Source organism: Paraburkholderia sabiae (assembly GCF_030412785.1).
GTDB lineage: Bacteria > Pseudomonadota > Gammaproteobacteria > Burkholderiales > Burkholderiaceae > Paraburkholderia > Paraburkholderia sabiae.
The window spans coordinates 3108798-3133913 of sequence record NZ_CP125295.1 but is presented as its reverse complement, the minus strand read 5'-3'; the positions used below and the strand labels follow the sequence as shown (position 1 = coordinate 3133913).

Annotated in this window: 22 protein-coding genes; 18 read left to right on the top strand and 4 right to left on the bottom strand. The window is 63.3% G+C overall.

Annotated features, from left to right (window positions below):
* Position 1: 1 nt before the first annotated feature.
* Positions 2-946: a LysR substrate-binding domain-containing protein gene (locus tag QEN71_RS14035; protein ID WP_201651692.1), complete on the bottom strand. Its 945-nt coding sequence runs from the start codon at positions 944-946 to the stop codon at positions 2-4.
* Between the two features lie 162 nt (positions 947-1108).
* Between QEN71_RS14035 and QEN71_RS14030 the strand changes: the two genes are divergently transcribed.
* From QEN71_RS14030 to QEN71_RS14020, 3 genes are read left to right on the top strand one after another with little or no spacing between them, the layout of a single operon-like run.
* The gene (locus tag QEN71_RS14030) at positions 1109-2182 is read left to right on the top strand and encodes an aromatic ring-hydroxylating dioxygenase subunit alpha (protein WP_201651690.1); all 1074 of its coding nucleotides are present in this window, start codon (positions 1109-1111) and stop codon (positions 2180-2182) included.
* Position 2183: 1 nt separating this feature from the next.
* Entirely contained in the window at positions 2184-3317 is a 1134-nt protein-coding gene (locus tag QEN71_RS14025) for an FAD-binding oxidoreductase (protein WP_201651688.1), read from the top strand.
* A 12-nt stretch (positions 3318-3329) separates the two neighbouring features.
* Positions 3330-4451: a DUF2817 domain-containing protein gene (locus QEN71_RS14020; RefSeq protein ID WP_201651686.1), complete on the top strand. Its 1122-nt coding sequence runs from the start codon at positions 3330-3332 to the stop codon at positions 4449-4451.
* A 12-nt stretch (positions 4452-4463) separates the two neighbouring features.
* Here QEN71_RS14020 and QEN71_RS14015 read toward each other — a convergent pair whose 3' ends face one another.
* The gene (locus tag QEN71_RS14015) at positions 4464-5438 is read right to left on the bottom strand and encodes a LacI family DNA-binding transcriptional regulator (RefSeq protein ID WP_233471880.1); all 975 of its coding nucleotides are present in this window, start codon (positions 5436-5438) and stop codon (positions 4464-4466) included.
* Positions 5439-5625: 187 nt separating this feature from the next.
* Positions 5626-6078, bottom strand: coding sequence for a MaoC family dehydratase (locus QEN71_RS14010; RefSeq protein WP_028366068.1), 453 nt, complete (start codon positions 6076-6078; stop codon positions 5626-5628).
* A gap of 204 nt (positions 6079-6282) precedes the next feature.
* On the opposite strand from QEN71_RS14010, the gene QEN71_RS14005 reads away from it, so the two are divergent.
* The 5 genes from QEN71_RS14005 (at position 6283) to QEN71_RS13985 (ending at position 11629) form a co-directional block, all read left to right on the top strand.
* On the top strand, positions 6283-7905 hold the full coding sequence (locus QEN71_RS14005; protein WP_201651682.1) for an acyl CoA:acetate/3-ketoacid CoA transferase: 1623 nt from the start codon (positions 6283-6285) through the stop codon (positions 7903-7905).
* Positions 7902-8696, top strand: coding sequence for a shikimate dehydrogenase family protein (locus QEN71_RS14000; RefSeq protein WP_201651680.1), 795 nt, complete (start codon positions 7902-7904; stop codon positions 8694-8696). The genes QEN71_RS14005 and QEN71_RS14000 overlap by 4 nt, the downstream gene beginning before the upstream one ends.
* Complete coding sequence (locus tag QEN71_RS13995; RefSeq protein WP_233471878.1) at positions 8693-9376, top strand: hypothetical protein; 684 nt, start codon at positions 8693-8695, stop codon at positions 9374-9376. The genes QEN71_RS14000 and QEN71_RS13995 overlap by 4 nt, the downstream gene beginning before the upstream one ends.
* Positions 9373-10233, top strand: a complete 861-nt coding sequence (locus QEN71_RS13990) for a fumarylacetoacetate hydrolase family protein (RefSeq protein ID WP_201651678.1) — start codon at positions 9373-9375, stop codon at positions 10231-10233. Before QEN71_RS13995 ends, QEN71_RS13990 begins: the two co-directional genes overlap by 4 nt.
* 115 nt (positions 10234-10348) lie before the next feature.
* Positions 10349-11629, top strand: a complete 1281-nt coding sequence (locus QEN71_RS13985; RefSeq protein WP_201651676.1) for an MFS transporter — start codon at positions 10349-10351, stop codon at positions 11627-11629.
* Here QEN71_RS13985 and QEN71_RS13980 read toward each other — a convergent pair.
* Positions 11626-11832 carry a hypothetical protein gene (locus QEN71_RS13980; RefSeq protein ID WP_201651675.1) on the bottom strand — a complete coding sequence of 69 codons (207 nt, stop codon included), beginning with the start codon at positions 11830-11832 and terminating at the stop codon, positions 11626-11628. The two genes, QEN71_RS13985 and QEN71_RS13980, sit on opposite strands and share 4 nt — an antisense overlap.
* Here QEN71_RS13980 and QEN71_RS13975 point away from each other — a divergent pair.
* From QEN71_RS13975 to QEN71_RS13930, 10 genes are all read left to right on the top strand, one after another.
* Entirely contained in the window at positions 11831-12016 is a 186-nt protein-coding gene (locus tag QEN71_RS13975) for a hypothetical protein (protein ID WP_201651673.1), read from the top strand. The two genes, QEN71_RS13980 and QEN71_RS13975, sit on opposite strands and share 2 nt — an antisense overlap.
* Before the next feature lie 145 nt (positions 12017-12161).
* Positions 12162-12794 carry a VOC family protein gene (locus QEN71_RS13970; RefSeq protein ID WP_201651671.1) on the top strand — a complete coding sequence of 211 codons (633 nt, stop codon included), beginning with the start codon at positions 12162-12164 and terminating at the stop codon, positions 12792-12794.
* Between the two features lie 826 nt (positions 12795-13620).
* Positions 13621-19212 (top strand): discoidin domain-containing protein, encoded by a 5592-nt coding sequence (locus QEN71_RS13965; RefSeq protein WP_233471877.1) that lies wholly within the window; start codon positions 13621-13623, stop codon positions 19210-19212.
* Positions 19213-19295: 83 nt separating this feature from the next.
* Positions 19296-19751: a type II secretion system major pseudopilin GspG gene (gene gspG, locus QEN71_RS13960; protein ID WP_201651667.1), complete on the top strand. Its 456-nt coding sequence runs from the start codon at positions 19296-19298 to the stop codon at positions 19749-19751.
* 39 nt (positions 19752-19790) lie between these two features.
* Positions 19791-20978 carry a type II secretion system F family protein gene (locus tag QEN71_RS13955; RefSeq protein WP_201651665.1) on the top strand — a complete coding sequence of 396 codons (1188 nt, stop codon included), beginning with the start codon at positions 19791-19793 and terminating at the stop codon, positions 20976-20978.
* Entirely contained in the window at positions 20975-22663 is a 1689-nt protein-coding gene (locus QEN71_RS13950; protein WP_201651663.1) for a GspE/PulE family protein, read from the top strand. The genes QEN71_RS13955 and QEN71_RS13950 overlap by 4 nt, the downstream gene beginning before the upstream one ends.
* Entirely contained in the window at positions 22656-23465 is an 810-nt protein-coding gene (locus QEN71_RS13945) for a hypothetical protein (protein ID WP_201651661.1), read from the top strand. The genes QEN71_RS13950 and QEN71_RS13945 overlap by 8 nt, the downstream gene beginning before the upstream one ends.
* Positions 23462-24004, top strand: a complete 543-nt coding sequence (locus QEN71_RS13940) for a PilN domain-containing protein (RefSeq protein WP_201651659.1) — start codon at positions 23462-23464, stop codon at positions 24002-24004. Before QEN71_RS13945 ends, QEN71_RS13940 begins: the two co-directional genes overlap by 4 nt.
* Complete coding sequence (locus QEN71_RS13935) at positions 24001-24588, top strand: hypothetical protein (protein ID WP_201651657.1); 588 nt, start codon at positions 24001-24003, stop codon at positions 24586-24588. Before QEN71_RS13940 ends, QEN71_RS13935 begins: the two co-directional genes overlap by 4 nt.
* Positions 24585-25103: a hypothetical protein gene (locus QEN71_RS13930; RefSeq protein ID WP_201651655.1), complete on the top strand. Its 519-nt coding sequence runs from the start codon at positions 24585-24587 to the stop codon at positions 25101-25103. The genes QEN71_RS13935 and QEN71_RS13930 overlap by 4 nt, the downstream gene beginning before the upstream one ends.
* Positions 25104-25116 lie beyond the last annotated feature (13 nt).

Sequence of the window (25116 nt, the reverse complement as noted above, 5' to 3'; positions counted from 1 at the left end):
TTCACGCGATCACGCTGCACATCGTGTCGTTGAGTTGCTGCTGTTCCTTGCCGCGCGTCACGAGCCAGCGATGAAAACTGCGGCAATGCGGCCGGTCGAACGCGTTCGGCTTCCACGTGAGGAAGTACGGCCACGGTAACGACAGGCCGAGCGCAAACGGCATCACGAGACGGCCTGCGGCGAGATCGTCGCAGACCATCGAGCTTTGCGCGAGCACGAAGCCATAGCCGTCGATGGCTGCCTGAATCGCGACGCTCGACAGCGAGAACACCTGACGGTTCTCATCCAGCGCGCTGCAATCCACGTCATTGGCGATCAGCCACTCGCGCCATGAAGGCGGCGACGCGAACTTGGGCCGCCAGTCCACCGAGATCAGCGGATAGCGGAGCAATGCGGCGGGCGTCGCGAGCGGCGCATCGGCAAGCAGACGCGGACTGCACACAGGCACCACGCAATCGCGAAACAGCTCGACGGAATTGTCGACGTTCGCAATACGTTCGCCATAGCTGATACGAAAGTCGATGTCGTAGCCATCGGGCGACGGCTCCGTGTGCGTGCCGTCGAGATACACGCTCAGATCGGCATGCTGGCTTTGCCATTCGAGCATGCGCGGCGCGAGCCATTTCGACAGTAGCGAAGGCAGTGCGCTGACGCTGAGATTGCGCAGGTTCTTCGCGCGTTCGATTTCCGCATGCGCGACACGCAGGCTTTCGAACGCAGCCGCGCAGCTTTCGTGATACTGGCGCCCGATCGCCGTCAGACGCAGACGCTTGCCGTCTTTTTCCGTAAGGTGCAGGCCGAGTGTGTCTTCGAGCAGTTTGATCTGCTGGCTCACCGCGCCCGCGGAGATGCCGAGCCGCCGCGCCGCTTCCGTAACGCCGCCGCATCGGCCGACTGCTTCGAAGACCTGCAGCGCGCGCAAGGGAGGAAAGCTGTTCGTCGTCATCGTTAGGTGGGGAAGGGTTCGACGATTTAGAAACTCTAAACGAACAGCCAGAGTTTGACATCTGTTCTTTTGTGTTTTGGCTTTTTATCCTGTGCTGAAGATTTGGCTGCGCGTCACGATGCACGACGCGCGCGAAACGAAACGGACAACGGAGGCCGCGCAATGTTTCTGAAGAACGCATGGTACGTCGCAGCATGGGACGCAGAGGTCACGCACGCGCTGATGTCCGTGACGATTCTGGGCGAACCCGTCGTGTTGTATCGACGTGAAGACGGCACGCCTGTCGCGCTGGAAGATGCTTGTCCGCATCGCAAGCTGCCGCTGTCGATGGGGCGATTGATCGGCGATCACGTCGAATGCGGCTATCACGGTCTCACGTTCGACTGCGAAGGCGCATGCGTGCGTGCGCCCGGCAGTCCGCGCATTCCGCCCGGTGCGAAAGTGCGCAGCTATCCGCTCGCCGAGCGCTACGGTCTGCTGTGGATCTGGATGGGCAATGCGGAAGAAGCGGACCCGTCGACGATCGTCCAGATCGGCGAATGGGGCGATCCTGCATGGGGCGTGAATCGCGGCGACGTGATGACGGTCGCGTGCCACTACCTGTACGTGACGGACAATCTGCTCGATCCGTCGCATGTCGCGTGGGTGCATCCGTCGTCGTTCGGCAATGCCGCGTGCGAAGCCGAGCCGCTGAGAACAGAGGTCGCTGCGAATGGCGTCACGGTGTCGCGCTGGATGCGCGATGTGGACGTCGCGCCGTTCTACGCGCAGTTTGTGCGCTTCGATGGGCGCTGCGATCGCAAGCAGCATTACGAAGTGCGTTTCCCGTCGCACGCGATCATCAAGGCGATCTTCACGCCGTCGGGAACGGGTGGCGACGATGCGCCGCCTCATGCAGACGTGTTCCTGATGAACTCGTATAACTTCATGACGCCCGTCGACGAATCGAATACGCGCTACTACTGGTTTCAGACGCGCAACTTCGCTCCCGACGACGAGCAGGTGTCGCGCCAGTTCGACGCAGACGTGCGCCACGCATTCGAAGAGGACCGCGTCGTGTTGACGGCCGTTCACGCGGGCATGAAGAACGCACGCACGCCGAACATCGATCTCGCGATCGATGCAGGACCGCTGCGCTTCCGTCGTGCGCTTGCGCAGATGATCGAGCGCGAGCAGCAAGCGTCTGTCGCGACTGCGCCTGTGTATGTCGTCAGCCGGCAGCGCGCGGAGCATTGACATGAACGCGGTGGCGGAACAGGCAGAACGAAGCGCAGCGTCGGGCTTCAGACGCTTTCGCGTGAACGGACGCCAGCAGGAGAGTGCGTCGATCGTTTCATTCGAACTCGTGCCCGCCGATGGCGCCGCGCCGCTGCCGTTTATCGCAGGACAGTTCGTGACGTTGCGCCTTCCGATATCGTCGGGAGAAAGGCTGTTGCGCACTTACAGTCTGTCGGGCGATCCCGCCGACGCGACGCGCTGGCGCATCTCCGTCAAGCGCGAGTCCGCCCGCGACGATGCGCCCGAGGGGCGCGGATCGTCGTATCTGCACGAGCACGTCCACGTCGGCGACGAACTCGAACTGGCCGGTCCGTTGGGCGCTTTCGTGTGCGGCAGCGACACGACGCGGCCCGTCGTGCTGATGAGCGGCGGCGTCGGGCTGACACCGCTCGTCAGCATGCTGCATCGGCTGCGCGCAATGGACGGCACGCGTCGCGTGCACTTCATTCACGCATGCGAAAACGGCGCTGTGCACGCGTTTCGCCGTGAAGTGGAGGCGGTGGCGGCTGCACATCCGAACGTGCTCGCGCACTTCTGCTATCGGCAGCCTTTGGAGGAAGACCGGATCGCCGGGCATTTTCATAGCGAAGGTCTGCTGTCGCGCGAGACGTTGCAGAGCCTGTTGCCGCTCGACGACTACGAGGTCTATCTATGTGGCCCGCCCGCGTTCATGCAGGCGAACTGGCGCTTGCTGCGCAGTCTCGGCGTCGCGCGCGAACGCATCCACTATGAGTTCTTCGGTCCTGCAACGGTGCTCGATGAGGACCTCGACGTGCCCGCACCTGTGCGTCGCGTCGACACGACTGCAAGGGGCACAGCGACGGTCCGCTTCAGTCCGCAAGACGAACCTGTCGCATGGGATCCCGCCTGTGCGTCGCTGCTGGAATTCGCCGAGCAACACGGCCATGAACCGGCATTCAGCTGCCGTATCGGCATCTGCAATACGTGCGTGACGCGCCTTGTCGACGGAGAAGTTGAATACACGGAAACGCCGCTCGAACCGCCCGCGGAAGGATCGGTCTTGCTATGCTGCGCGAAGCCGTCAGGGAGCGTAACGTTGGCGCTTTCCGATGACGCGAACACGTTTGATTGATCCGAGGACTTCATGAAGATCGGCTTTCCCGTCGAACCCGGTTTCGACACGCTACGCAATCATTTCCTGCAAGCGGCGCAAGCGGCAGGCGCAACCCTCACGACTTACGCGCATCCGCTGAAAGGGCCGAAAGGCGAGACACTCGCGACGGACGTCGCGTGGCTCGGCAACCCCGACGCGCGCCGCGTGCTGATGACGCTGTCGGGCACGCATGGCGTCGAGGGCTATTACGGCTCGACGTGCCAGACGCAATGGCTGCACGAACTCGCGACGCAAAAGCTTCCCGACGACGTCGCCGTGCTGATGGTGCATCTGATCAACCCGTGGGGCACCGCGTGGGTGCGTCGCGTGAACGAAGACAACGTCGACCTGAATCGCAACTACGTCGATTTCGGCGCAGCACTGCCCGTCAATGCGCGCTACGAAGAGCTGCATGAAATCTATACGTGCCGCGATATCGACGGACCGCAACGGCAGCACGCCGATGCGCTGCTGGCGAAGCAGATCGAAGCGCTGGGCTGGTCGGGCGTGCAGTCGATCGTTGGCGCGGGGCAGTACGTTCACGCCGATGGCCTCTTCTTTGGCGGCCAGCAGGCCACCTGGTCGAACCGCACGCTGCGCGAGATCGCCGCGCGTTTTCTGAAGCCGGCGCAGGTAGCGATTGCGTTCGACCTGCATACGGGCGCGGGCGCATTCGGCCATCCGATGCTGATGTCGATTACGCAATCGGCCTATCCCGGCCTCGCCGATGCGCAGCGCCTGTATGGGTCGTGGCTCTATACGCTGCTCACGGGTGCCGATGCCGCCGTGAGCGAAACCGGTGTGGTCGCGCAAGCAACGGGCTACACGTCGCAGGCCATGTTGAATGCGCTGCCCGACACGCATCTGCTGCAACTCGTGATCGAATGTGGCACGTATCCGGAAGCGCCGATGCACACTGCGCTGCGCGACGATCACTGGCTGCATCTGTACGGCGATCCGCACGATGCGCGAGGCCGCGCGATCAGCCGCGCGCTGTTCGAGTCTTTCATGCCCGCCGACGAAGACTGGCACGAACTGGTGTGGACGCGTACGCGCCAGATCTGGACGCGGGCGCTCGCCGCATTGCCGGGTATCACGCCTACGCAACCGTAGGCGCGAGCATAGTCAGCCGGAACGAGGCCGCGCGCAAGACTCTCGCACGATCAGCGTCGCTTCGCACTCGATACTCTGCGGATCTGTCTCGCCATTGAGCTGCGCAATCAGCAGATCCGCCGTGCGTCTGCCGATCTCCGCGCTCGGTACGCGCACGGTCGTGATGGGAATCGGCAGTTCGGCCATCACTTCGAAATCGTCGAAACCGATCAGGCTCAGATGGCCGGGCACGTCATAGCCCGCTGCCATCGCTTCGAGCATCGCGCCCGTCGCGAACGATCCGTTGCCGCACACGATGGCCGTCGGCGGCTCGATCGGTGCGGCCATGATCTGGCCGAAGAGCTTGCGGCCTTCGTGCACGCCCCAATAGCCTTCCGCCATATGCGCGGGATGAATCGCGATGCCGTGTTCCGCGAGCGCGACCCGCACGCCTTCGCGACGCGCGGCGGCACGGTCGTTGGTATCGGCGTTTTGCGCGATCATCGCGATACGCCGATGACCGAGGTCGAGCAGATACTTCGTCGCGTCGTAAAACGCGCGATAGTTGTCGACGCCCACGCAGACCGATTGATGTTTCGGCGCGAACGTGAAGGTGCTGACGCACGGCACGTCGCGTTGTTCTAGTAGCGGATAGAGATCGGGATGATGTCCTTCGCCGACCACGGCAATCGCATCGACGCCGCGTTCGAGCATCTTGCGAACCTGCCGGTATTCGCGCTGCAAATCGTATTCGGAGCAGCCGAGCAGCAGCGTATAACCCTTTTCTTCGAGTTCGTCCTGCAAGACCTGAATGGCCGTCGCGAAGTGCTCGTTGGCGAGCGTGGGCACGACCGCGCCGATCGTGCCCGTGCGCTGCGTGGCGAGCGCGCGGGCGGCGGCATGCGGCACCCAGCCGAGATGATCGATGGCGACCTGAATGCGTTCGCGCACGCTCGGCGACACGATTTCCGGCGAGTTGATGAAACGCGAGACCGTCGCTTTCGACACGCAGGCAAGCTCCGCCACGTCGCGAAGCGTCGCGGCGCCGGGCCGGGCCGCAACGGATTGCGGGGCCGGCTGTTCATTTCGGGTGGGGCGCGCGGCCTTTGCCATATCGATTGCCGTAGTGTTTTCCGCTCCGATTATACCGGCCGGTTCTTTGGGCAAACGCATGTGAAGACCGTGCGCGACGCCGTTACTTCGACGAAAGCTTCTTCGCCCACTTCATGATGTGACGGCCCGCCGCCACGACTTCGCCGCGCTGGTTCACGACCTCCATGTCGGCCGTACTGCGGCGCTTCTCCTCGTCGATTTCGGCGACCTTGTAGATCACCGTGACGGTATCGCCAAGCAGCACGGGGCGAATGAAGCGAATGCGGTCGTATCCGGCCGACACGGGAAACTCGTCGATATCCGTGCGATGGATCACGTGCGCGATGCTGATGGTCGACGCCGTCGACATGTAGCCGACCAGCAGCGCGCCGTGCGCGATGCGCGTGCCGATCGACGACTTCTCCTGCATGTACTGCTCGTTGATGTGGGTATCGCTGAAGTCGCCCGTCAATCCGGCGAACAGCGTGACGTCCGCTTCGCCAACCGTCTTGGCGAACCTGAATTCCTGCCCGATCTCCACGCCCTTGATGGCCATGCTCAATGCTCCTGATTCAATGTGAAACCGGTTGCATATGCGTCCGGTGTCAATCAATGTACTCGATAAATAGGTGTTTTGCAGCACGTTTAGTGGTTTTCCCTGGAGATTAAAGAAACCGCTTTGCATCGTCAGTGTAACCGGTTACATTGAATTGACCGGACGCCAATAGCCGGTTCATTTCAACGTAGCGGGACACGTGACATGCACATCATTTCAACGACTGAAGCGGCTTCGCTGGTTCGCGACGAAGACGCCGTTCTGATCAGCGGCTCGGGCGGAGGGCATTCCGTGCCTGAGGCCTTGCTTGCTGCGCTGGAGGCACGCTTCATGAGCGCGGGCGAGCCGCGCAATCTCACGTCGATCAGCGTGGTCGGTGTCGGCGACCGCGCGGCGCTCGGCGCAAGCCACCTCGCACACGAAGGGCTGCTGCGTCGCGCGATCACGAGCGCACTGGTCGATTCGCCCGGCCTCGTGACGCTCGCTGCCGAAGACAAGATCGAGGCGTACACGTTTCCGCAAGGCGTGCTGTCGCAACTGATGCGCGACATGGCGGGCGGCCGTCCCGGCCTGATTACGAAAACGGGCCTGCATACGTTCGTCGATCCGCGTCAGCAGGGTGCGCGTCAAAGCCCGCGCACGCCCGCCGATTTCGTCGAACTGATCGAACTCGACGGCGAAGAGTGGCTGCGCTTCAAGCCCGTTCCGATCGACGTCGCGTTCCTGCGCGGCACGACGGCCGACGAAGACGGCAACATCACGATGGAGCAGGAAGCGGTGCTCGGCGAGATGCTCGCGATGGCGCAGGCGACGCGACGCGCAGGCGGCATCGTGGTCGTGCAGGTCAAGCGGATGGCGACGCGCAATACGTTGCCGCCGAAGCAGGTGAAGATTCCCGGCATCCTCGTGGACTTCGTCGTCGTCGTGCCCGAGCAGCGGCAGACCTACGCGACCGACTACGATCCGAGCTACGCAGGCGAGTTGCGCGTGCCGCTGTCGGAGATCAAGCCGCTGCCGTTCGGACCGCGCAAAGTGATCGTGCGGCGCGCGGCGCTCGAACTCTATCCGGGTGCCGTCTGCAATCTCGGCGCGGGCGTGTCGACGGGGTTGTCGACGGTCGCTGCCGAAGAGGGCCTGCTCGACAAGGTCGTGCTGACTAACGAACAAGGTCTGATCGGCGGTGCGCCGATCACGGGCCGCGATTCGGGCGGTGCGCAAAACTTCGCTGCGATGATCGAACAGCCTTCGCAATTCGACTTCTACGACGGCGGCGGACTCGATCTCGCGTTCCTCTCTTTCGCGGAAGTCGACGCGCAGGGCAACGTGAACATCAGCCGTTTCGGCGACAAGATCATCGGCGTCGGCGGCTTCATCAACATCAGCCAGAACGCGAAGTGCGTGATCTTCAGCGGCACGCTGACGGCGGGCGGTCTGGACATCGGCTGGGAAGCGGGCAAGACGATTATTCGCGAGGAAGGCCGTCACAAGAAGTTCGTGAGCAAGCTCGAGCAGGTTTGCTACAACGCGACGTTTGCACGTGAGCGCGGACAGACGGCACTGTATGTCACGGAGCGCGCGGTGTTTCGCATCGGTACGCAAGGGCTCGAACTGATCGAGGTTGCGCCTGGCATCGATCTCGAACGCGATGTCTTTGCGCAGATGGAATTCCGTCCGCACGTGTCGCCCGATCTGAAGACGATGGATGCGCGTCTCTTCAATCCGGCACGGCTCGGCATCCACGATGAAGTCGTCGCGCGCGAAAGGCGCTTCCGTTCGGCGCGCATCGCGCAATGGCTCGCGGACACGAAGACGGAGAAGCAGCGATGAACATCGACGGCGCAACGCGGCTGTACGCGATCATCGGCGATCCCATCTTGCAGGTGCGCTCGCCCGCCGTGTACACCGCGCATTTCGCGGAGCGCGGCGTGAATGCCGTGCTGTTCGCGGCGCAAGCGAGCCGCGATTCATTCGATACAGCGATGCGCGGTCTGATGGCGCTCGGCAATCTCGACGGCTTGCTGATCACGTCGCCACACAAATCCGCGGCCATGGCGTTCGCCGATGAACTGTCGACGCGCGCGAAGATCGTCGGCGCGATCAATGCGTTGCGTCGCGAAGCAGACGGCAGCTGGACGGGCGATATGTTCGACGGCGTCGGCTTCGTGAGCGCGGCGCAGAAGATCGCGGCTATCGACGGCAAGCGCGCGCTGCTGTTCGGCTGCGGCGGTGCGGGCGCGGCGATCGCTGCGGAACTCGCGGCGCATGGCGCGCGTTCTATCGCACTTGTCGATCCCGATGCAAAGCGCGCACAGACACTGCGCGATGCGTTGGCCGCGCATTTCAGCCGCTGCAACGTGAAGGTCGGGAATGATGGCGCGACACATGAAATCGTGATCAACGCGTCCATCGTCGGCATGAAAGACGGCGACGGCTTGCCCGGCGATCCCGGTGCAATCGACGCAAACTCGCTCGTCGGCGATGTCGTGTTGAGACCGCCAGAAACACCGACTGCACTCGTGCGACTCGCGCGCGAAGCCGGCGCGCACGTCGTCACCGGACAGGAGATGCACGGCGGCCAGGTCGACGCAATCTCCGCGTTTTTCAAAGGAGCCCGATGATGTCCCTGCTTGGCAACGCTGCCGTGCTGATCTGGAACGACGTGGTCGACACGGAGCGCGACGCGTTCTATCGCTGGCACGACAAGGAGCACATTCCCGAGCGTCTCGCGCTGCCAGGGTTTCTGCGCGGACGTCGCTATCGCGGCAGCGGCGTGACGGAATGGCTGACGCTCTACGAAGCGGAGGACGTCGCGGTGCTGACGAGTCCCGCCTACCTCGAACGCCTGAACAATCCGACGCCGCTCACGCAAAGCACCGTGCGCGCATTCCGCAACACGGCGCGCTCGATCTGCGTCGTCGAAAAGACGACGGGCGCGAGCACAGGCGGCCATGCGCTGACGTTGCCGCTGCCCGCCGCATTCGACGCGAAGCATCTGTTCGAAGGCGACACGCCTGCAATCACTGCGGATACCAGCGTGCTCGCCGCGCATCTGTTCACCGCCGACGACGCAGCGAGCCATCTCGACACACGCGAAGCACGCGAGCGCGCTTACGTCGTGCCGCCGCGCGTGCTGCTCGTCGAAACATCGACGCTCGAAGCGGCGCAACAGCAGTTGGCCCGCTTGCTGGCCAGCATCGACACCGCACAACGCGAAGAAGCGGCGGCAGGCGCGGGCGTTTATACGCTCGAAATCAGCCGTCTCGCCACTCCCAACCATCGACATCAGGAAACACGATGAAGCTACTCAGATTCGGACCGGAAGGCCACGAGAAACCCGGCCTGCTCGACGCACAAGGCGTGATGCGCGACGCGTCCTCGCTATGTGGCGACTACACGCCCGCGTTCTTCGCAGATGGCGGGCTCGACAGGTTGCGCAACGCGGACGTTACTCGTCTGCCAGTAGTCGAAGGCAATCCGCGCATCGGTTCGTGTATCGCGCAGCCGGGAAATTTCATCGCGATCGGCCTCAACTACGTGCAACACGCAATCGAGACCAACGCGCCCATTCCCGCCGAGCCGATCATTTTCAACAAGGCGCCGTCGTGCATCTCGGGTCCGAACGATCCTGTGATCCTGCCGCGCGCATCGACGAAGTGCGATTGGGAAGTGGAAATCGCGCTGGTGATCGGGCGACGTGCGCTGTACGTGTCCGAAGAAAATGCGCTCGACTACGTCGCGGGCTATTGCGTCTGCAACGACGTATCCGAACGCGAGATGCAACTCGAACACGGCGGCCAGTGGGTGAAGGGCAAGATGTTCCCGACCTTCGGCCCGCTCGGCCCGTGGCTCGTGACGCCTGACGAAACCGGCGATGTGCAGAATCTCGGCCTGTGGCTCGAACTCAACGGCAAGCGCATCCAGGACTCGTCGACGTCGGACATGATCTTCCGCATTGCGACGATTGTGTCGTACGTCAGCCGTCATGTGTTGCTGCAACCCGGCGATGTGATCACGACGGGCACGCCGCCCGGCGTCGGCCTCGGCATGAAACCGGAGCGCTATCTGAAACCGGGCGACGTGATGGAACTCGGCGTGCAAGGTCTGGGCACGCAAAAGCAGACCGTGATTGCTTTCGAAGATTCAGCGCTCGCGTGAAGCGCGTGGGCTCGCCGGATACGTGCGGCATGTGACTATCCGGCGCGGCATCTGATCGAAGAGACGGAAGAGACATAGGAGACCCGGAATGGACAACCGGTCAGGAGGAAGCGTGATGAAAGCCGCCGATGCAAGCGCGAATGTGTCGAGAACGATGCCCTGGTACAGGGAAATCTCATGGCCGCAGTGGCGCGTGCTAATCGCTGCATGGGGCGTGTGGGTGATGGACGCCGTCGACTTTCTGGCGATCACGTTCGTACTCAACGACATCGCGAAGCATTTCAGTGTGCCGCTCAGCACGGCGTCGTTGCTGCTGTTCGCGACGTATGGCGTGCGCTGGATCGGCGGGCTGATGTTCGGCAGTCTGAGCGATCGCATCGGCCGCAAGATTCCGCTCGTGATCACGCTTGCGTGGTTCACGGCGGGCGCAGTGCTGACGGGGTTGTCATGGAGCTTTGCGTCGCTTGCCGTGTTCCGTCTGCTGCTCGGCTTCGGCATGGCGCCCGGCTTTTCGCTCGGCGCGACGATGGTCGCCGAATCGTGGCCGGAGCGGCATCGCGCGATCGGCATCGGCATTCTCGATACGGGCTGGGGTCTCGGCGCGATCGGCGCGGCGATTGCCTACGATCTCGTCTATCCGCACTTCGGCTGGCGCGGAATGTTCTTCGTCGGTGTCATTCCGGCGTTGCTGCTGGCCGTCTTTATCCTCACATGCGTGCCGGAATCGCAGGCGTTCAGGGACGGCACCCGCAGCATTCGCACGCCGCTGCGCGACAACCCTGCTGTCGTGCTGTTCCGCCGCTATCCCGGACGCGTCGGCTACCTCGCGCTGCTGATGCTGGTGCTGTGCTTCGGTTCGTGGCCGTTTCAGGGACTGTTTCCGACGTATCTGAAGTCGCTGTCGTTCGAACCGCTGACCATCACGTGGCTCACGATGACTTCCGCCGTTGGACAGGTCTTCGGCTTCTTCGCATCGGGCTTTATCGCGGAACGGCTCGGGCGGCGCGCAGGCATCAGCCTCATGCTGTGCATCGGCGCGGTGTGCGTCGTCGCGCTCGTGTATAGCGTCAACCAGTTCTTGCTCGCGGAGTGTTTTGCGTTTTTAAGCGGCTTCTTCCTCGTCGGATCGTCGGGCATCTGGGGCACGATATTGACCGAGAATCTGCCCCGCGACGTGCGTGCGTCGGGTGTCGGCTTTCTCTACAACATCGGCGTCGTGGGCGGTGGCATTGCGCCGTATATCGTGCTGTCGACGGTCAAGGCCGCTGATATGACGATTGCGCTGGGGATCGCCGTGTTCACGATCGGCGCGGCGCTGGCGGCCATCGTGATTCTCAGATCGGTGCGCGAAACGAAGGGCATGCAGCTGAGCGAGATCGACGCAGGCGGCCACTAGCTTCGCTCGGTGGTGTTGGCGCAGAGCATGACACGCGCGGCGCGGTGTTGGGACGCAACCAACATCGCGCCGCGCCATTTGCGGCACACGACAACGCGCAAAGCCAGTGTGCGCAAGGCAACATAGCGGAAGCGATCCCGATTGGCGTGGATATTGCGGAAGTTCTCGCAGATAGCCGCAACGCCGATACCGGAGAATGCCATGCTCGCGTCGTCCAACCTTTTCAGATCGCTCATCGCCGCCGCGGTGCTTTCCATCGCGGTACTGTGCGCGACGGGCGTCGCCGCGTTCGCAGGCCTTCTGCCCGCATCGGATCATGTCGCCACGGCTGTCACGGCCACGCCGTTCGTCGACATTCAGGTCGCGGCAGCAGCTTCGGCCGAGTAAAGCCGAGGGCTTCATTTCTTCGTCCCCTTGCATGCGTGGCAAGTCTCCTTGATGGAAACTGGCGCTCAGTCTCTGTTGTTCGTTCCCGCCAGTTGTCTGTTTGCATTCGCCATCTTCGGATTCCACAAATCGCAAGGAGCTAGACATGAGCGCTGAAACAGTCGATATGAAGCTCGAAGTAGTCGTCATTCCCGTGTCGGATGTCGATCGCGCGATGCAGTTTTATGCGGGACTCGGCTGGCGGCTCGACGTCGATATTGTGAGAGGCGACGATTTTCGCGTCGTGCACTTCACGCCAGCAGGTTCGCAATGTTCGATTCTGTTCGGCAAAGGCGTCACGACAGAAGCGCCGGGCTCGGTGCAGGGACTTCACCTCATCGTGTCCGACGTCGAGGCGGCGCGCGCGCAACTCGTCAGTCGCGGCGTGGAGGTGAGCGAAATTTTTCACGACGTCGGCGGCGTATTCCATCACGCGGGTGAAGAAGGGCGCTTGAGCGGCGCGCATCCCGAGCGCAAGAGTTACGGTTCCTTCGCTTCATTCAACGATCCCGACGGCAACGGCTGGGTCTTCCAGGAAGTGACGTCGCGGCTGCCCGGAAGAGTGGATGCCGATGCCACGACCTTCGTGTCGCCCATCGAACTCGCGAGCGCGCTTCGCCGCGCAGCCGCCGCACATGGCGAGCACGAGAAGCGCACGGGGAAGCATGACGACAACTGGCCCGACTGGTACGCCGAGTACATCGTCCGCGAACAGACGGGCGGAACATTGCCGACCTGAGCAATTCACATCTGTCAGTCGCTGCATCTTTGATTGCTGACTAGTCAGTCAATTTCGCCGTTCCCGTTCGAGTTGCGGAAAGTACTCGAAGACGGGAACGGTCACGTCCGCAATGTTTCCAGCCACGCAACATCGAGTTGCTGGTTGTGCGCTTGTTTTCAAATTGAGTTGCATGTCTAATTCGCGGCCGAATGAGCATCTCGGCGAATTGAAAGCTTGTGCTAAATGGCAATTGAATGGACAACATTCCATTAAAAGAGAGCGTAAAGCGATCGTTGCTCATTTGAAATCGTTCGTAACATCACCGTCATAAAAGTAAAGAAGAATGCAGCGCCTACTGGGGTTCGATCTGTGCATCGATGCCTGCAACGGGGCGGGACATCATGCGTCCCGTGCGTTGTGCGGATCGGGGCCCGGCACGACGTACTAAAAGAATCACAAAAGCTTTTCCACGGCAATTGCGCTACGCGTGCCGGGAAAATCATTCATACCGCGACCATCGGGGCCATGAAAAATTAAATAGTGGGATCACGACGTCTTTAAGCAAGCGTATTCAAATCGAAGAGCAAACGTTTGCTTGTTATTTGGGATGTTCGGCAATCGGGAAATGGCGAATTCGTACTCGCCGGTGCATTGCGCGCACAGCGTGCGCTAAAGCACCGGGGAGCGCGTGTGCTCGTGCATCGATAACGTTGCAACGCATCGCGCGAACGCACAGCCACACTCCATTCGAAAAAGACCGGGAAGTACGACAAGGGAAACCATAATGCGCGATCGCGTTCGGTTGTTTACGGGGCAGTTAGCACGCTGTTTAGTACTACTTTGGATGATGTTGCTTTGCTCTGCGACACACGCCGTCGCGAGCGAAGCGCTTCCGCCATCCAATCACATCAGGATCAATCTCGGCGCGACGCCCTGGAAGTACATCAAGGACGCCGACGACGCCAATTCGATGCAGCCGGGTTTCAACGACTCGGCATGGAGCTCGGTCGGCGTGCCGCAGACACCGTCCGACAACGACACCTTCCTCAACTGGAAGTCGGGTGGCGATCAGGGCTACCTGTCGGGCAATATCAACTGGTATCGCAAGCACTTCTCGCTCGATCCGTCCTACGCGAACCGCAAGATCTATATCGAGTTCGAAGGCGCGCACACGGGCGCGCAGGTCTATATCAACGGGACGCTCCTTCGCGGCAATAGCCAGATCAACCGGGATGCGACGCACGTGCTCGGCTTCATTCCGTTCATCGTCGATATCACGAACTACGTGAAGTTCGACGGCACGGACAACGTGCTGGCCGTGAAGGTCGCGCGCGGCGACAAGTTCTTCGAGTCGCCGAACTTCGCGGGCGCCTTCCGTTTCGGTCAGGACGATACGGGCCTGTTCCGCCCCGTGTGGATGCACATCACGGACCGCGTGCATATCCCCGAGAACATCTACGCCGTGCTCAACACGTGGGGCACATATGTCGCGACGGTGGCGGCGAGCACGTCGTCGGCGACGATCCGCGTGCAGACCAACGTGCTGAACGAATACTCGACGGATAAGAAGGTCACGCTGACGACCCAGATCGTCGACGCGGGCGGCAACGTCGTGGCGAACGCGCAGGACACGCGCACCGTCACCGCGAACCTGTCGCCGGACCTGCATCCATCGCTGTTCGATCAGGTGCTGACGGTCGCGAATCCGAACCTCTGGTATCCGAACAACAGCATCTACGGCAAGCCGTATCTGTATCACGTGATTCACACGGTCAGCATCGACGGTGTGGTCGTCGATACGGCGGAAAGCCCGCTCGGCATCCGCACGATCACGTGGGACCAGAACTTCCCGATCATCAACGGACACCCGCATTACCTGTGGGGCGCATCGGGCCGCTACGACTATCCGGCGCTCGGCTCGGCCGTGCCGGCGGAACTGCAATGGAAGGACCTGAGCCTGCTCGCGCAGGCGGGCGGCAGTCTGTATCGTCCCGGCCACTCGAGCCAGGGACGCGAGTTCCTCGATGCCGCCGACGCCTATGGCGTGATGATGGTTCAGCCGAGCGGCGAGGGCGAAGGCGGTTTCGGCATCATCTGCAATGCGCAGACTGATCCGAAAGTCGCGTGCATGACGCAGAACAACGTCACGCTGAAGACGGAACTGCATCGCGACATGATCGTGCACGATCGCAACCATCCGTCCGTGCTCGCATGGGAAGCCGATAACGGCACGACGGATACGGCATTCGCGCAATCGCTGAAGACGGTTTCGCAGATGTGGGACCCCATCAACACGCGCGCGCAGGCGGACCGCACGCCGAACCCGAACAACGGCGACATCCTCGGCTGTAGCGGCAACGGCTGCGACATCAACGTCAAGAAGGACTTCCCGAACTCGCCCGCATGGGGCTCGGAATACTGGGGCGACGGCGTCGGCCGCTGGAAGTACGACTTCGAACTCGCGTTCGCCGTGAAGTATCTGAAGGAATGGGTGGCGAGCGTCGCCGGCAAGTCGTTCGGTATCGCGCACTGGTATCTCGCCGATACACCGGGCGAAACCAATACGCAGACAGACGGCATCGACCCGGATTCCGTGCGCGGCAACGGCGCATCGATGATGGACGCGAACCGCCTGCCGCGCCTGATCTACTACATCTATCAGGCGGTGTGGACGCCGTTCGAGATCAAGCCCGTCGTCAAGCTCGCGCATACGTGGAACCGTTCCGGCTCCGTGACCGTCAACGCGTTCAGCAACTGCCCGGCAGTGCGTCTGCGGTTGAACGGCGAACTGGTCGGCGGCGATCAGGCGCCGAATCCGACGTCGTCTGACCCGAGCGCCGACATGACGCAGAACACGACGCTGCTGCCCGGCCAGGTGCACTGGGACAACGTGAAGTGGGCGCCCGGCACGCTGACGGCAGAGTGTCTCGACAACAACCGTCAGGTCGCGGCCAGCGATTCGCTCGTCACGGCCGGTCCCGCCGATCACATTCTGCTGACCGTCGAGCCCGAACTCGTCAAGCCGAACGGCGAGTCGTTCGCGCTCACCGCAAACGGCACGGATGCCGCCATCATTACGGCGACCGTCGTCGACGCGATCAACGTGCGCGTGCCCGATGCATCGCAGACGCTGACGTTCGCCGTCAGCGGCCCCGGCACGTATCGCGGTGGCTCCGATCACGACGTGACGCCGAACCAGCCGCTGTCGTATCACGCACCTGGCGATCCGAACCTGTCGGTCGAAGGCGGCATGACGCGCATCGCCGTCAAGACGCAGTTCGCGCCCGGCACGGTGACGGTGACGGCGACGTCGCCCGGTCTAGGCAGCGGCACGACGTCGTTCAACGTCGTGCCGACGGCCGACCAGCAGGTCTTCAACGGCAATGGACTCGTGGTCGGTCCGCAACCGCCGAGCGCGTTGCGCATCGTCACGCAGCCCGCCGATCAGATCGTCACGCAAGGACAGAGCGGGCAGTTCTCGGTGCTGTCGGCGGGCGCGGCGCCCATCGCGTATCAATGGATGAAGAACGGCGCGGCCATTCCCGGCGCAACCGGCTACGCGTACATGACGCCCGCCGTCGCATCGGGCGACAACGGCGCGACGTACAGCGTCGCCGTGACCAACGCCAACAGCAGCGTCACGTCGCGTACGGCGAGCCTGACGGTCGTGCAGCCCGCTGCGCCGACCATCGTCACGCAGCCGCTGTCGCTCAGCATCACGAGCGGGCAGAGCGCGGAATTCTCCGTGGTCGCAGCCGGCTCGCCCGTGCTGTCGTATCAGTGGACGAAGAACGGCGAGTCCGTTCCGGGCGCGAACCAGCCCGTGTACGACACGCCCGCGACGCAGACGTCGGACAGCGGCTCGGTGTACAGAGCCGTCGTGACCAACAGCGCAGGCACGGTCACGTCGCAGGACGCGACGCTGACGGTGAGCGTGGCGACACCGCCCGTCATCGTGTCGCAGCCACACAGCCAGAGCGTGCCGTTCGGCCAGAGCGTGACGTTCAACGTGCTCGCAAGCGGCTCGACACCGCTGAAGTATCAGTGGACGAAGGACGGCAAGCCGTACGGCACGAACGCGGCGAGTATCGCGATCGTGTCGGCGCAGGGCAGCGACGCCGGCGACTATGCCGTGACGATCAGCAACAGCGCAGGCAGCATCACGAGCGATCACGTCACGCTGACGGTGAGCGGCGCCGACAACAGCAACCTCGCGCTCGGCGCGAAGGCCACCTCGAGCAGCGACCAGAACGGCGGCCTGACCGCGCAGAACGCGATCGACGGTTCGGTTGCGTCGCGCTGGTCGTCGGCCCCGCAAATCGATCCGTCGTGGATCACGGTCGATCTCGGTTCGATACAGACCTTCAACAAGGTCGTGCTGATGTGGGAAAACGCGGCGGCGTCGGCGTACAAGATCCAGGTGTCGAACGACAACGGCCAGTGGACCAACGTGCTGCCCAACGATCAGGTGATCGCGGGTCACGGCGGTACGGAAACGACGGTGTTCCCGAGCACGTCGGCGCGCTATGTGCGCATGCTCGGCCTGCAGCGCACGACGCAGTACGGCTATTCGCTGTTCGAGTTCCAGGTATTCGACGCACCGCAATGCGGCAGCGAGGCGGAGCGCTTCACGCTGCTGGGCGCGAAGCCCGGCACGTGGAACTCGACCATCGCCGGTCTGCCGTCGGGCCCGTATGTGCCGACCGTGAAGGACAACGTGAGCGGTCTCGTGTGGCAGCAGTACTACACGACGTTCCCGAATCAGGGCGCGCAGTTCACGCAGTCGGTTGCGAAACAGTATTGCGCGGCAATCGGCATGCGCCTGCCGACACAGAACGAAGCGTTGACGGTGGCGCGCGCGAACTTCGCGTCGTGCGCATTCCCCGGCTCGTGGGGTACGTGGACGACGACGGGCGTGCCCGGTGTGCCGACGCAGGCATATCTCGTGTTCTCGTCGGGCGAGTCCGCGGGCGGCATCATCGACAACACGCCGGGCTGGTCGCTGTGCGTATCCGGCAATGCCGCCGATGTGCCCGTGATCTCGGCGCATCCGGCGAGCGTGACGGTGAGCGAAGGGCAGGTCGCGCAGTTCTCGGTCGGTGTGACGGGAACGGGTCCGTTCTCGTTCCAGTGGCTGCGCAACAACGCAGTGGTCGCGATCACGACCAACCCGACGTACACGACGCCGCCCACGACGATCGCCGCCGACAACGGCGCGACGTATAGCGTGATCGTCACCAACGGCGGCGGCAGCGTCACCAGCGGGAAGGCTACGCTGACCGTGACGGCTGCTACGGGTGGTAACGGTGGCGACGGCGGTGACGGTAACAACGGCAATAACGGCGGCAATGGCGGTGACGGTGGTGACGGAGGCAACGGCGGCTTGCCGAGCGCCAATCTCGCGCGCGGCAAGGTCGCGACGTCGAGCGGCGTGCAGGACGAAGGCTATGCGCCCGCCAATGCTGTCGACGGCAACACGGGTTCGCGCTGGTCGTCGGATTTCAACGACGACGCCTGGATCACGATCGATCTCGGCACGCCGACGCAGTTCGACCGCATCGTGCTGAACTGGGAAAACGCTTACGGCAAGGCCTATCTGCTGCAGTCGTCGAGCAATGGCCAGGACTGGAACAACATCGTTCCGCAACGCGCGGGCGCAGGCGGCGTCGAGGACATCTCGCTGCCCGTCACGACAGCGCGCTATGTCCGTATGCAGGGCGTCAAGCGGGCGTCGCAGTATGGCTATTCGCTGTTCGAGTTCGAGATCTACAACTCGGCGGCGACGCCGAAGCTGACGGTCACGGCGACGGCGGGCGCGAACGGCGCGATCAGCCCGTCGGGTGAAGTCGGCGTGATTCAGGGCGGCTCGCAGACTTTCACGGCGCAACCGGCAGCCGGTTACGGCGTGGGCTCGATGACGGTGGACGGCCAGAACCTAGGCGTGCAATCGACGTACACGTTCACCAACGTCACCGCGAAGCACAGCATCAGCGTGACCTTCGTGCCGCTGTCGGCGAGCGTGAATCTGGCGCTCAACCGGCCGGCGACGTCGAGCGGCGACGAGAACGGCAACACGCCGCCTGCGGCAGCCGTCGACGGCAACACGGGCACGCGCTGGTCGTCGAAGTTCATCGACCCGTCGTGGATCACGATCGATCTCGGTTCGGAGCAGACCTTCAACCGCGTGGTGCTGAACTGGGAGAACGCGCACGGTATCGCGTATCAGATCCAGACGTCGCACGACAACGTCGACTGGTCGAACACCGTCTACAACCAGACGGACGGCAAGGGCGGCGTGGAAGACCTGTCGTTCGCGAGCACGACGGCGCGCTACGTGCGCCTGTACGGCACGAAGCGTTCGACGGACTACGGCTACTCGCTGTTCGAGTTCGGCGTGTACAACAACGTAACGTCGACGCAGCAGGCACTCAAGTAGTACACGCCATTTGCTGAACGTGGGTTGACCACAGTGCACGGACGCTCGCCTCGCGGGCGTCCGATTTTTTGAAGGACGTATCGATGCAGTCAGTCACACAACGCCGCGCACTTGCAAAACACAGCGCGTGGCGCACGAAACACAAGGGCTTCACGCTGCTCGAACTGCTCGTGGTGCTCGTCATCATCGGCATGCTGGCGGCGCTCGTTGGGCCGCGCTATTTCTCGCAACTCGGCAAGTCGCAGGCGACGATCGCGCGTGCGCAGATCGATGTCTTCACCAAGTCAGTCGATAACTTCCGGCTCGACGTCGGCCGTTATCCCGCCGCCGACGAAAGCCTCAATGCGCTCGTCGTCAAACCGGCGAACGCGGACAAATGGGCTGGTCCGTATCTGAAGAAGGAAGTGCCGCTCGATCCGTGGGGCCACGCGTATGTGTATCAGGTGCCGGGTACGAAGAGCGACTACGCGGTGATCTCGTACGGACGCGACGGCCAGCCGGGCGGCACGGGCGAAGACGCCGACATCAGCAGCGAATGACGCCGCACACGCGAGCCAACATCGAGAGCCAGTAGCAAGATGCCGTACGAAGTGAGGGCGCTGTCGCCCGACAACCAGATCGTCGCGCTCGTCGTCGATGCGCAGGACGAGAGTGACGCGCGACGCCAGGTCGAAGCGCGCGGCCTGCACGCAACGCAGGTTCGCGCGCAGCGCACGTTGCGTTCGTCGAAGGCGGCGCGCGGCGGCATCTCGCTCGTGCTGTTCAGCCAGGAACTGCTGGCGCTGCTGACGGCGGGGCTGTCGATCGTCGAAGGGCTTGAGGCTTTAGTGGAGCGCGAAGGTAATGCGCGACTGCGCGGCATCCTCGAACGGCTGCTCGCGGGGCTGCGCGAGGGCAAGCGCTTTTCGAGTCTTCTCGCGATGCAGCCCGATGTGTTTCCGCCGCTTTATGTCGGCATCGTGCGCGCAGCGGAAGGGACGAGCGATTTGCCGCGCTCGTTGCAACGTTACGTCGATTATCAGGCGCGCATCGACACGGTGCGCAACAAGCTCGTCAGTTCGGCGATCTATCCGAGCATCCTGCTCGTCGTGGGCGGCGGCGTGGCGACGTTTCTGATCGCGTATGTGGTGCCGCGTTTCGCGACCATCTACGAAGGAACGGGCCGCAGCTTGCCGTGGATGTCGCAGGTGCTGCTCGACTGGGGCAAGTTCGCGTCGGCGCATGGACTGCCGCTGTTTGCGGCGGCCGTCGCTGTTGCATTGGCGGGCGGCGCGGCTGTGCGCTCGGTGATTGCGCGGCTCGGGCTCGTCGGTTTGCTCGGCCGGATTCCGCTTCTCGGGCCGCATCTGCGTATCTATCAACTGTCGCGGCTTTATCTGACGCTCGGCATGTTGCTCGAAGGCGGCATTCCGATTGTCGCTGCAATGGAAACAGCGGGCGGCACGATCTCGCCCGCGTTGCGCGATGGTCTCGTGCGTGCGCGCGCCGCCGTTCAGGCGGGCGCGCCGCTGTCCGCGTCGTTTCATGCCGAAGATCTCACCACGCCGATTTCGCTGCGCATGTTGCGCGTCGGCGAACGTTCGGGCGAACTCGGCACGATGCTCACGCAATCGGCGGCGTTTTATGACGGCGAAATCAGCCGATGGATCGACCGCTTCACGCGCATGTTCGAACCGCTGCTGATGTCGGCGATCGGAATCGTCGTCGGCACGATCGTCGTGCTGCTCTACATGCCGATCTTCGATCTCGCGGAAGGACTGTCATGACCGCGCGTGAATCCATCGCGCCGCTGCTCGACGCCGAACTGCTGGCGCGTGCTCGCGCGGCGGCGTCCGCGACGCAGCGCCATATCGTCGCGGAACTGGAGACGTTGACGGGCATCGAGCCACGCCTCGTGCTGCAAGCGCTCGCGCGGTTGCTTGACATGCGCGTGATCGAAACGTCGGACATGCTCGCGCTCAAGCCCGCATTCGATCGCGTCCCGCTGTCGCGCGCGATGCAGCGACGCTGCGTATTGCTGCGCGATGACGACGAGCGTTTCGTCGGCGTCGTGACGAGTCCGTTCGATCTCGATCTGCAAACGTGGCTCGCCGCGCAAGCGGGTGCGTCGATCGACATTCGTCTCACGCTGCCGTCGGATTTGCAGGCGTATCACGCGCGCATGGAGGAATCGACGCGCGCGATCGACAGCCTCGTGACGGGCGGCGGCGAAGCGCAGGCCGAGGGGCGCACCGCCCAGGTGCTGTCGTTCGAGACCGTCAGCGAGGCGGCGAGCCCCGCCGTGAAGCTGGTGAATTCGACGCTTTACGATGCGCTGAAAGCAGGTGCATCCGACATCCACCTCGAAAGCACGCCGAACGGGCTCGCGCTGAAGTATCGCGTGGACGGCGTGCTCGATGCGGCGGCGACGCTGAACGGCGTCGAAACCGCCGAGCAGGTGATCTCGCGCCTGAAGGTGCTCGCCGAACTCGACATTGCCGAGCGGCGCGTGCCGCAGGACGGCAGCTTCCGCGTTGCGGCGGGCGGGCGCGACATCGACTTGCGCGTGTCGATCATGCCGAGCATTCACGGCGAGGACGCCGTGATCCGGATTCTCGACAAGCGCGCGATGATCGAAGCGTATGGATCGCTGACGCTCGAAGCGTTGGGCTACGACAGCGAATCGCTGGTGGCGCTGCGCGCGCTGGCTGAAGAGCCGTACGGCATGCTGCTCGTGACGGGCCCGACGGGTTCGGGCAAAACGACGACGCTCTACGCCGCGCTCACCGAAATCCACAACGGACGCGACAAGATCATCACGATCGAAGATCCCGTCGAATATCAGTTGCCGGGCATTCTGCAGATTCCCGTCAACGAGAAGAAAGGGCTGACGTTCGCGCGCGGCTTGCGTTCCATTCTTCGTCACGACCCGGACAAGATCATGGTCGGCGAAATCCGCGATCGCGAAACGGCCGAGATCGCCGTGCAATCCGCACTGACGGGCCACCTTGTGCTGACGACCGTGCACGCGAACAATGTGTTCGACGTGTTCGGCCGCTTCAGTCATATGGGCATCGATCCGTATGCGTTCGTGTCGGCGCTCAACGGCATCTGGGCGCAGCGTCTGTTGCGCGTGAACTGTACGCATTGCGCTGCGCCGTATGTGCCGACGGACGCCGAACTCGCGCGTCTCGCACTGAGCCGCGCCGATGTCGCCGATTTCGATTTTCGACAGGGTACGGGTTGCGGCGATTGCCGAGGCACGGGTTATCGAGGACGTCGCGCGATTGCGGAGATCCTGATTCTCGACGACGAAATCCGTGACATGGTCGTCGAAAAGCAGCCGATTCGCGCGATCAAGGACGTCGCGCGCAAGAACGGCACGCGACGTTTGCGCGACGTCGCGCTGAATGTGGTGAAGCGCGGCGAGACGACGCTCGCGGAAGTGAAACGGGTGACGCTCAATGCGTGATCGGTTGATGAAGATGTGGCCGCGCGGGCAATGCCGTCTTGAGGTGTCGCGCGAGAGGGTGTCGGTGGTGCGCTTGAATCGCTCGCGCAAAGCCGCGCCTGTGGTGGTGAATCAGCCGTTGTTAGCCGATGCGCCGCCCGATACGCTTGCTGCACAGATTGCGGCAGCGCTGGATGCAGCGGGCGTTCATCGCATGGCGGTTCATGCAACGCTAGGCGACGATCTCGTGCGCTATTTCATCGTTACGCCGCCTGCCAACGGCGCGAGCATGCAGGACTTGCGCGCTGCGGCTTCGGTGCGTTTTCAGCTGCTGTACGGCGACCCGCTGTCGGACTGGCAACTGGCGGCAGACTGGCAAGCCGCCGAGCCGTTTCTCGCCTGTGCGGTGCCGAAGCGTCTGCACGTGGCATTGCAACTCGCCGTGACGGCACAACGCGGATGCCTCGTTTCCGCGACACCGAATTTCATCGCGGCATGGAATCGCTCGCGTAGACGTCTGGGCGCGGATGCGTGGCTTGCGACGCAGCGCGATGGCGCGCTGACGCTTGGGCTCGTCGCGCGCGCAAAGAAGCCGCGTCTTGCTGCCGTGCGTACGATTGCATTGCCGGATGGGCTTCCATCGAAAGCCTGGCTGCACGAGCAGATTGCGCGCGCCGCGCTGCTCGACAATCTGCCTGCACCGTCTGCGCTGCACATGCATGGCGAGCCGTCCGACGCGTGGCAAACACATGCAACCGCATCGGGCGAAACGAGCCTGACTGTTCACTGGCATCCGCAACGCGAGCACCGCGCGATACGATGAAACGTCTTCACATCGATCTCGCGCCGTTCAGCTGGCGACGCATGCTGGATCGGACGCGGCCTGTCGTGCGCGTGCTGTCGCTGGCCGCGCTGTTGGCATGCGCGTTCGCGGGCTATCGCGCGTATGGATTGCTGGCAAATCTCGATTCGCTCGATCGTGAAGCGGCGCGCCTCGCTGCACGTGCTGCGCGAACAACGGCTACGCGGGCAAGCGCGCCCATCGACGCGAAACAGGCGGCCGCCGTCAACGCCGCCGTCGCGCGTCTGAATCTGCCGTGGGGCGAGATGCTCGATGCCGTCGAAGCCGCGACGCCCTCACAGATCGCGTTGCTGTCGATCACGCCGGAACCCGGGCGAGCGCTGCTGAAACTCGAAGCGGAGTGCGCCAACGCGAAGGACATGATCGACTATCTGACGCAACTGGAGCAGCAGCCGCTGTTCGAGCGCGTCACGCTCGTCAGGCACGAACGCACGAAGGACGGCATGGATGGCGTGATCCGCTTTCAGATCGAAGCGCAATGGCGGAGGGCCGCGTCATGACACTGCCGACTATTGCGCGAGCGCTGCTGCGTGTACGTCTGATGCTGGGTCTCGCGTCCGCGCGCGCGGGTGCGGGCATCGTGCTCGCGGGCGCGCTCGCGCTGTGTGCCGCGACGTTGTGGCTCGTGGTGATGCCGACGCTTGCGGCACGCGTCGATATGCAGTCGCGCGATATCGCGCGTGCCCGCAAAGCGCCGCCGCCGAAGCCTGTTGTGACCACGCCTGCGATGGCCGCCGCGCGTTTGAGCGCGTTCTACGAAGCATTGGGCGATGCGTCGCACAGCGAGCAGATCGTCGCGCAACTGTTCGACGCCGCCGACTCAACCGGCGTTACGCTCGATAAAGCCGAGTACAAGCCGGCTCGCGATGCTAACGGTCGCTTCGAGACCTACACCATCATCCTGCCCGTGAAGGGCGACTATGCGCATCTGCGGCGCTTCTCCGAAAAGGTGCTGCTGGCCGTTCCGTACGCAGCGCTCGACGATATGCGCTTCAGGCGCAGCTCGGCCAGCGAGCAGAACATCGAGGCGAATCTGCGCTTCACCGTTTTTCTGCGCGCCGATTCAGGCGAGGTCCGCCGATGAAACGCAAGCACGCGATTCTCGCGTTGCTCTTCGTGTCGAGCGCAGGTCTGCTTGCATTCGGGCGCACGAAGCCTGTGGATCAGGTTGTCGAAGCGGTGCCGCGCGCTGCGATTGCAGCCGTGCGAGCCGATCGCACAGTTGTCGTCGATTCAGGCATCGCGGCGCTGCGCGCTCGCAGCGAACTCATTGCATCGGCGGACGCGAAGGAGCATGCGCTGTTCGGCAGCCGTTCGCTCGCGCCGCCGCTGCCGTCCGCCGCGCCCGCCGGCGCCGGGATACCGCCGCTGCCGCCGGAGCCTGCTGTGCCCAGCCTGCCGTTCACCTATCTCGGCAAGCAGGGCGCGGATGGCAACTGGGAGGTGTATCTGGCGCGCGGCGACGAGACGGTGATCGCGCGCGACCAGATGGTGATCGACGGAACGTATCGCGTCGATGCGATCAGCCCGCCGACCATGACGCTCGTCTACTTGCCTCTGAAGCTGGTTCAAACCCTCGATATCGGCAGCGCCGACTGATGAAAGCAAAAAC

What these genes read in the sequence shown, in the direction of transcription:
- QEN71_RS14035 (WP_201651692.1), bottom strand. Translation starts at nt 946, where the DNA reads ATGACGACGAACAGCTTTCCTCCCTTGCGCGCGCTGCAGGTCTTCGAA.
- QEN71_RS14030 (WP_201651690.1), top strand. Translation starts at nt 1,109, where the DNA reads ATGTTTCTGAAGAACGCATGGTACGTCGCAGCATGGGACGCAGAGGTC.
- QEN71_RS14025 (WP_201651688.1), top strand. Translation starts at nt 2,184, where the DNA reads ATGAACGCGGTGGCGGAACAGGCAGAACGAAGCGCAGCGTCGGGCTTC.
- QEN71_RS14020 (WP_201651686.1), top strand. Translation starts at nt 3,330, where the DNA reads ATGAAGATCGGCTTTCCCGTCGAACCCGGTTTCGACACGCTACGCAAT.
- QEN71_RS14010 (WP_028366068.1), bottom strand. Translation starts at nt 6,078, where the DNA reads ATGGCCATCAAGGGCGTGGAGATCGGGCAGGAATTCAGGTTCGCCAAG.
- QEN71_RS14005 (WP_201651682.1), top strand. Translation starts at nt 6,283, where the DNA reads ATGCACATCATTTCAACGACTGAAGCGGCTTCGCTGGTTCGCGACGAA.
- QEN71_RS14000 (WP_201651680.1), top strand. Translation starts at nt 7,902, where the DNA reads ATGAACATCGACGGCGCAACGCGGCTGTACGCGATCATCGGCGATCCC.
- QEN71_RS13995 (WP_233471878.1), top strand. Translation starts at nt 8,693, where the DNA reads ATGATGTCCCTGCTTGGCAACGCTGCCGTGCTGATCTGGAACGACGTG.
- QEN71_RS13990 (WP_201651678.1), top strand. Translation starts at nt 9,373, where the DNA reads ATGAAGCTACTCAGATTCGGACCGGAAGGCCACGAGAAACCCGGCCTG.
- QEN71_RS13985 (WP_201651676.1), top strand. Translation starts at nt 10,349, where the DNA reads ATGAAAGCCGCCGATGCAAGCGCGAATGTGTCGAGAACGATGCCCTGG.
- QEN71_RS13975 (WP_201651673.1), top strand. Translation starts at nt 11,831, where the DNA reads ATGCTCGCGTCGTCCAACCTTTTCAGATCGCTCATCGCCGCCGCGGTG.
- QEN71_RS13980 (WP_201651675.1), bottom strand. Translation starts at nt 11,832, where the DNA reads ATGGCATTCTCCGGTATCGGCGTTGCGGCTATCTGCGAGAACTTCCGC.
- QEN71_RS13970 (WP_201651671.1), top strand. Translation starts at nt 12,162, where the DNA reads ATGAGCGCTGAAACAGTCGATATGAAGCTCGAAGTAGTCGTCATTCCC.
- QEN71_RS13965 (WP_233471877.1), top strand. Translation starts at nt 13,621, where the DNA reads ATGATGTTGCTTTGCTCTGCGACACACGCCGTCGCGAGCGAAGCGCTT.
- gspG (WP_201651667.1), top strand. Translation starts at nt 19,296, where the DNA reads ATGCAGTCAGTCACACAACGCCGCGCACTTGCAAAACACAGCGCGTGG.
- QEN71_RS13955 (WP_201651665.1), top strand. Translation starts at nt 19,791, where the DNA reads ATGCCGTACGAAGTGAGGGCGCTGTCGCCCGACAACCAGATCGTCGCG.
- QEN71_RS13950 (WP_201651663.1), top strand. Translation starts at nt 20,975, where the DNA reads ATGACCGCGCGTGAATCCATCGCGCCGCTGCTCGACGCCGAACTGCTG.
- QEN71_RS13945 (WP_201651661.1), top strand. Translation starts at nt 22,656, where the DNA reads ATGCGTGATCGGTTGATGAAGATGTGGCCGCGCGGGCAATGCCGTCTT.
- QEN71_RS13940 (WP_201651659.1), top strand. Translation starts at nt 23,462, where the DNA reads ATGAAACGTCTTCACATCGATCTCGCGCCGTTCAGCTGGCGACGCATG.
- QEN71_RS13935 (WP_201651657.1), top strand. Translation starts at nt 24,001, where the DNA reads ATGACACTGCCGACTATTGCGCGAGCGCTGCTGCGTGTACGTCTGATG.
- QEN71_RS13930 (WP_201651655.1), top strand. Translation starts at nt 24,585, where the DNA reads ATGAAACGCAAGCACGCGATTCTCGCGTTGCTCTTCGTGTCGAGCGCA.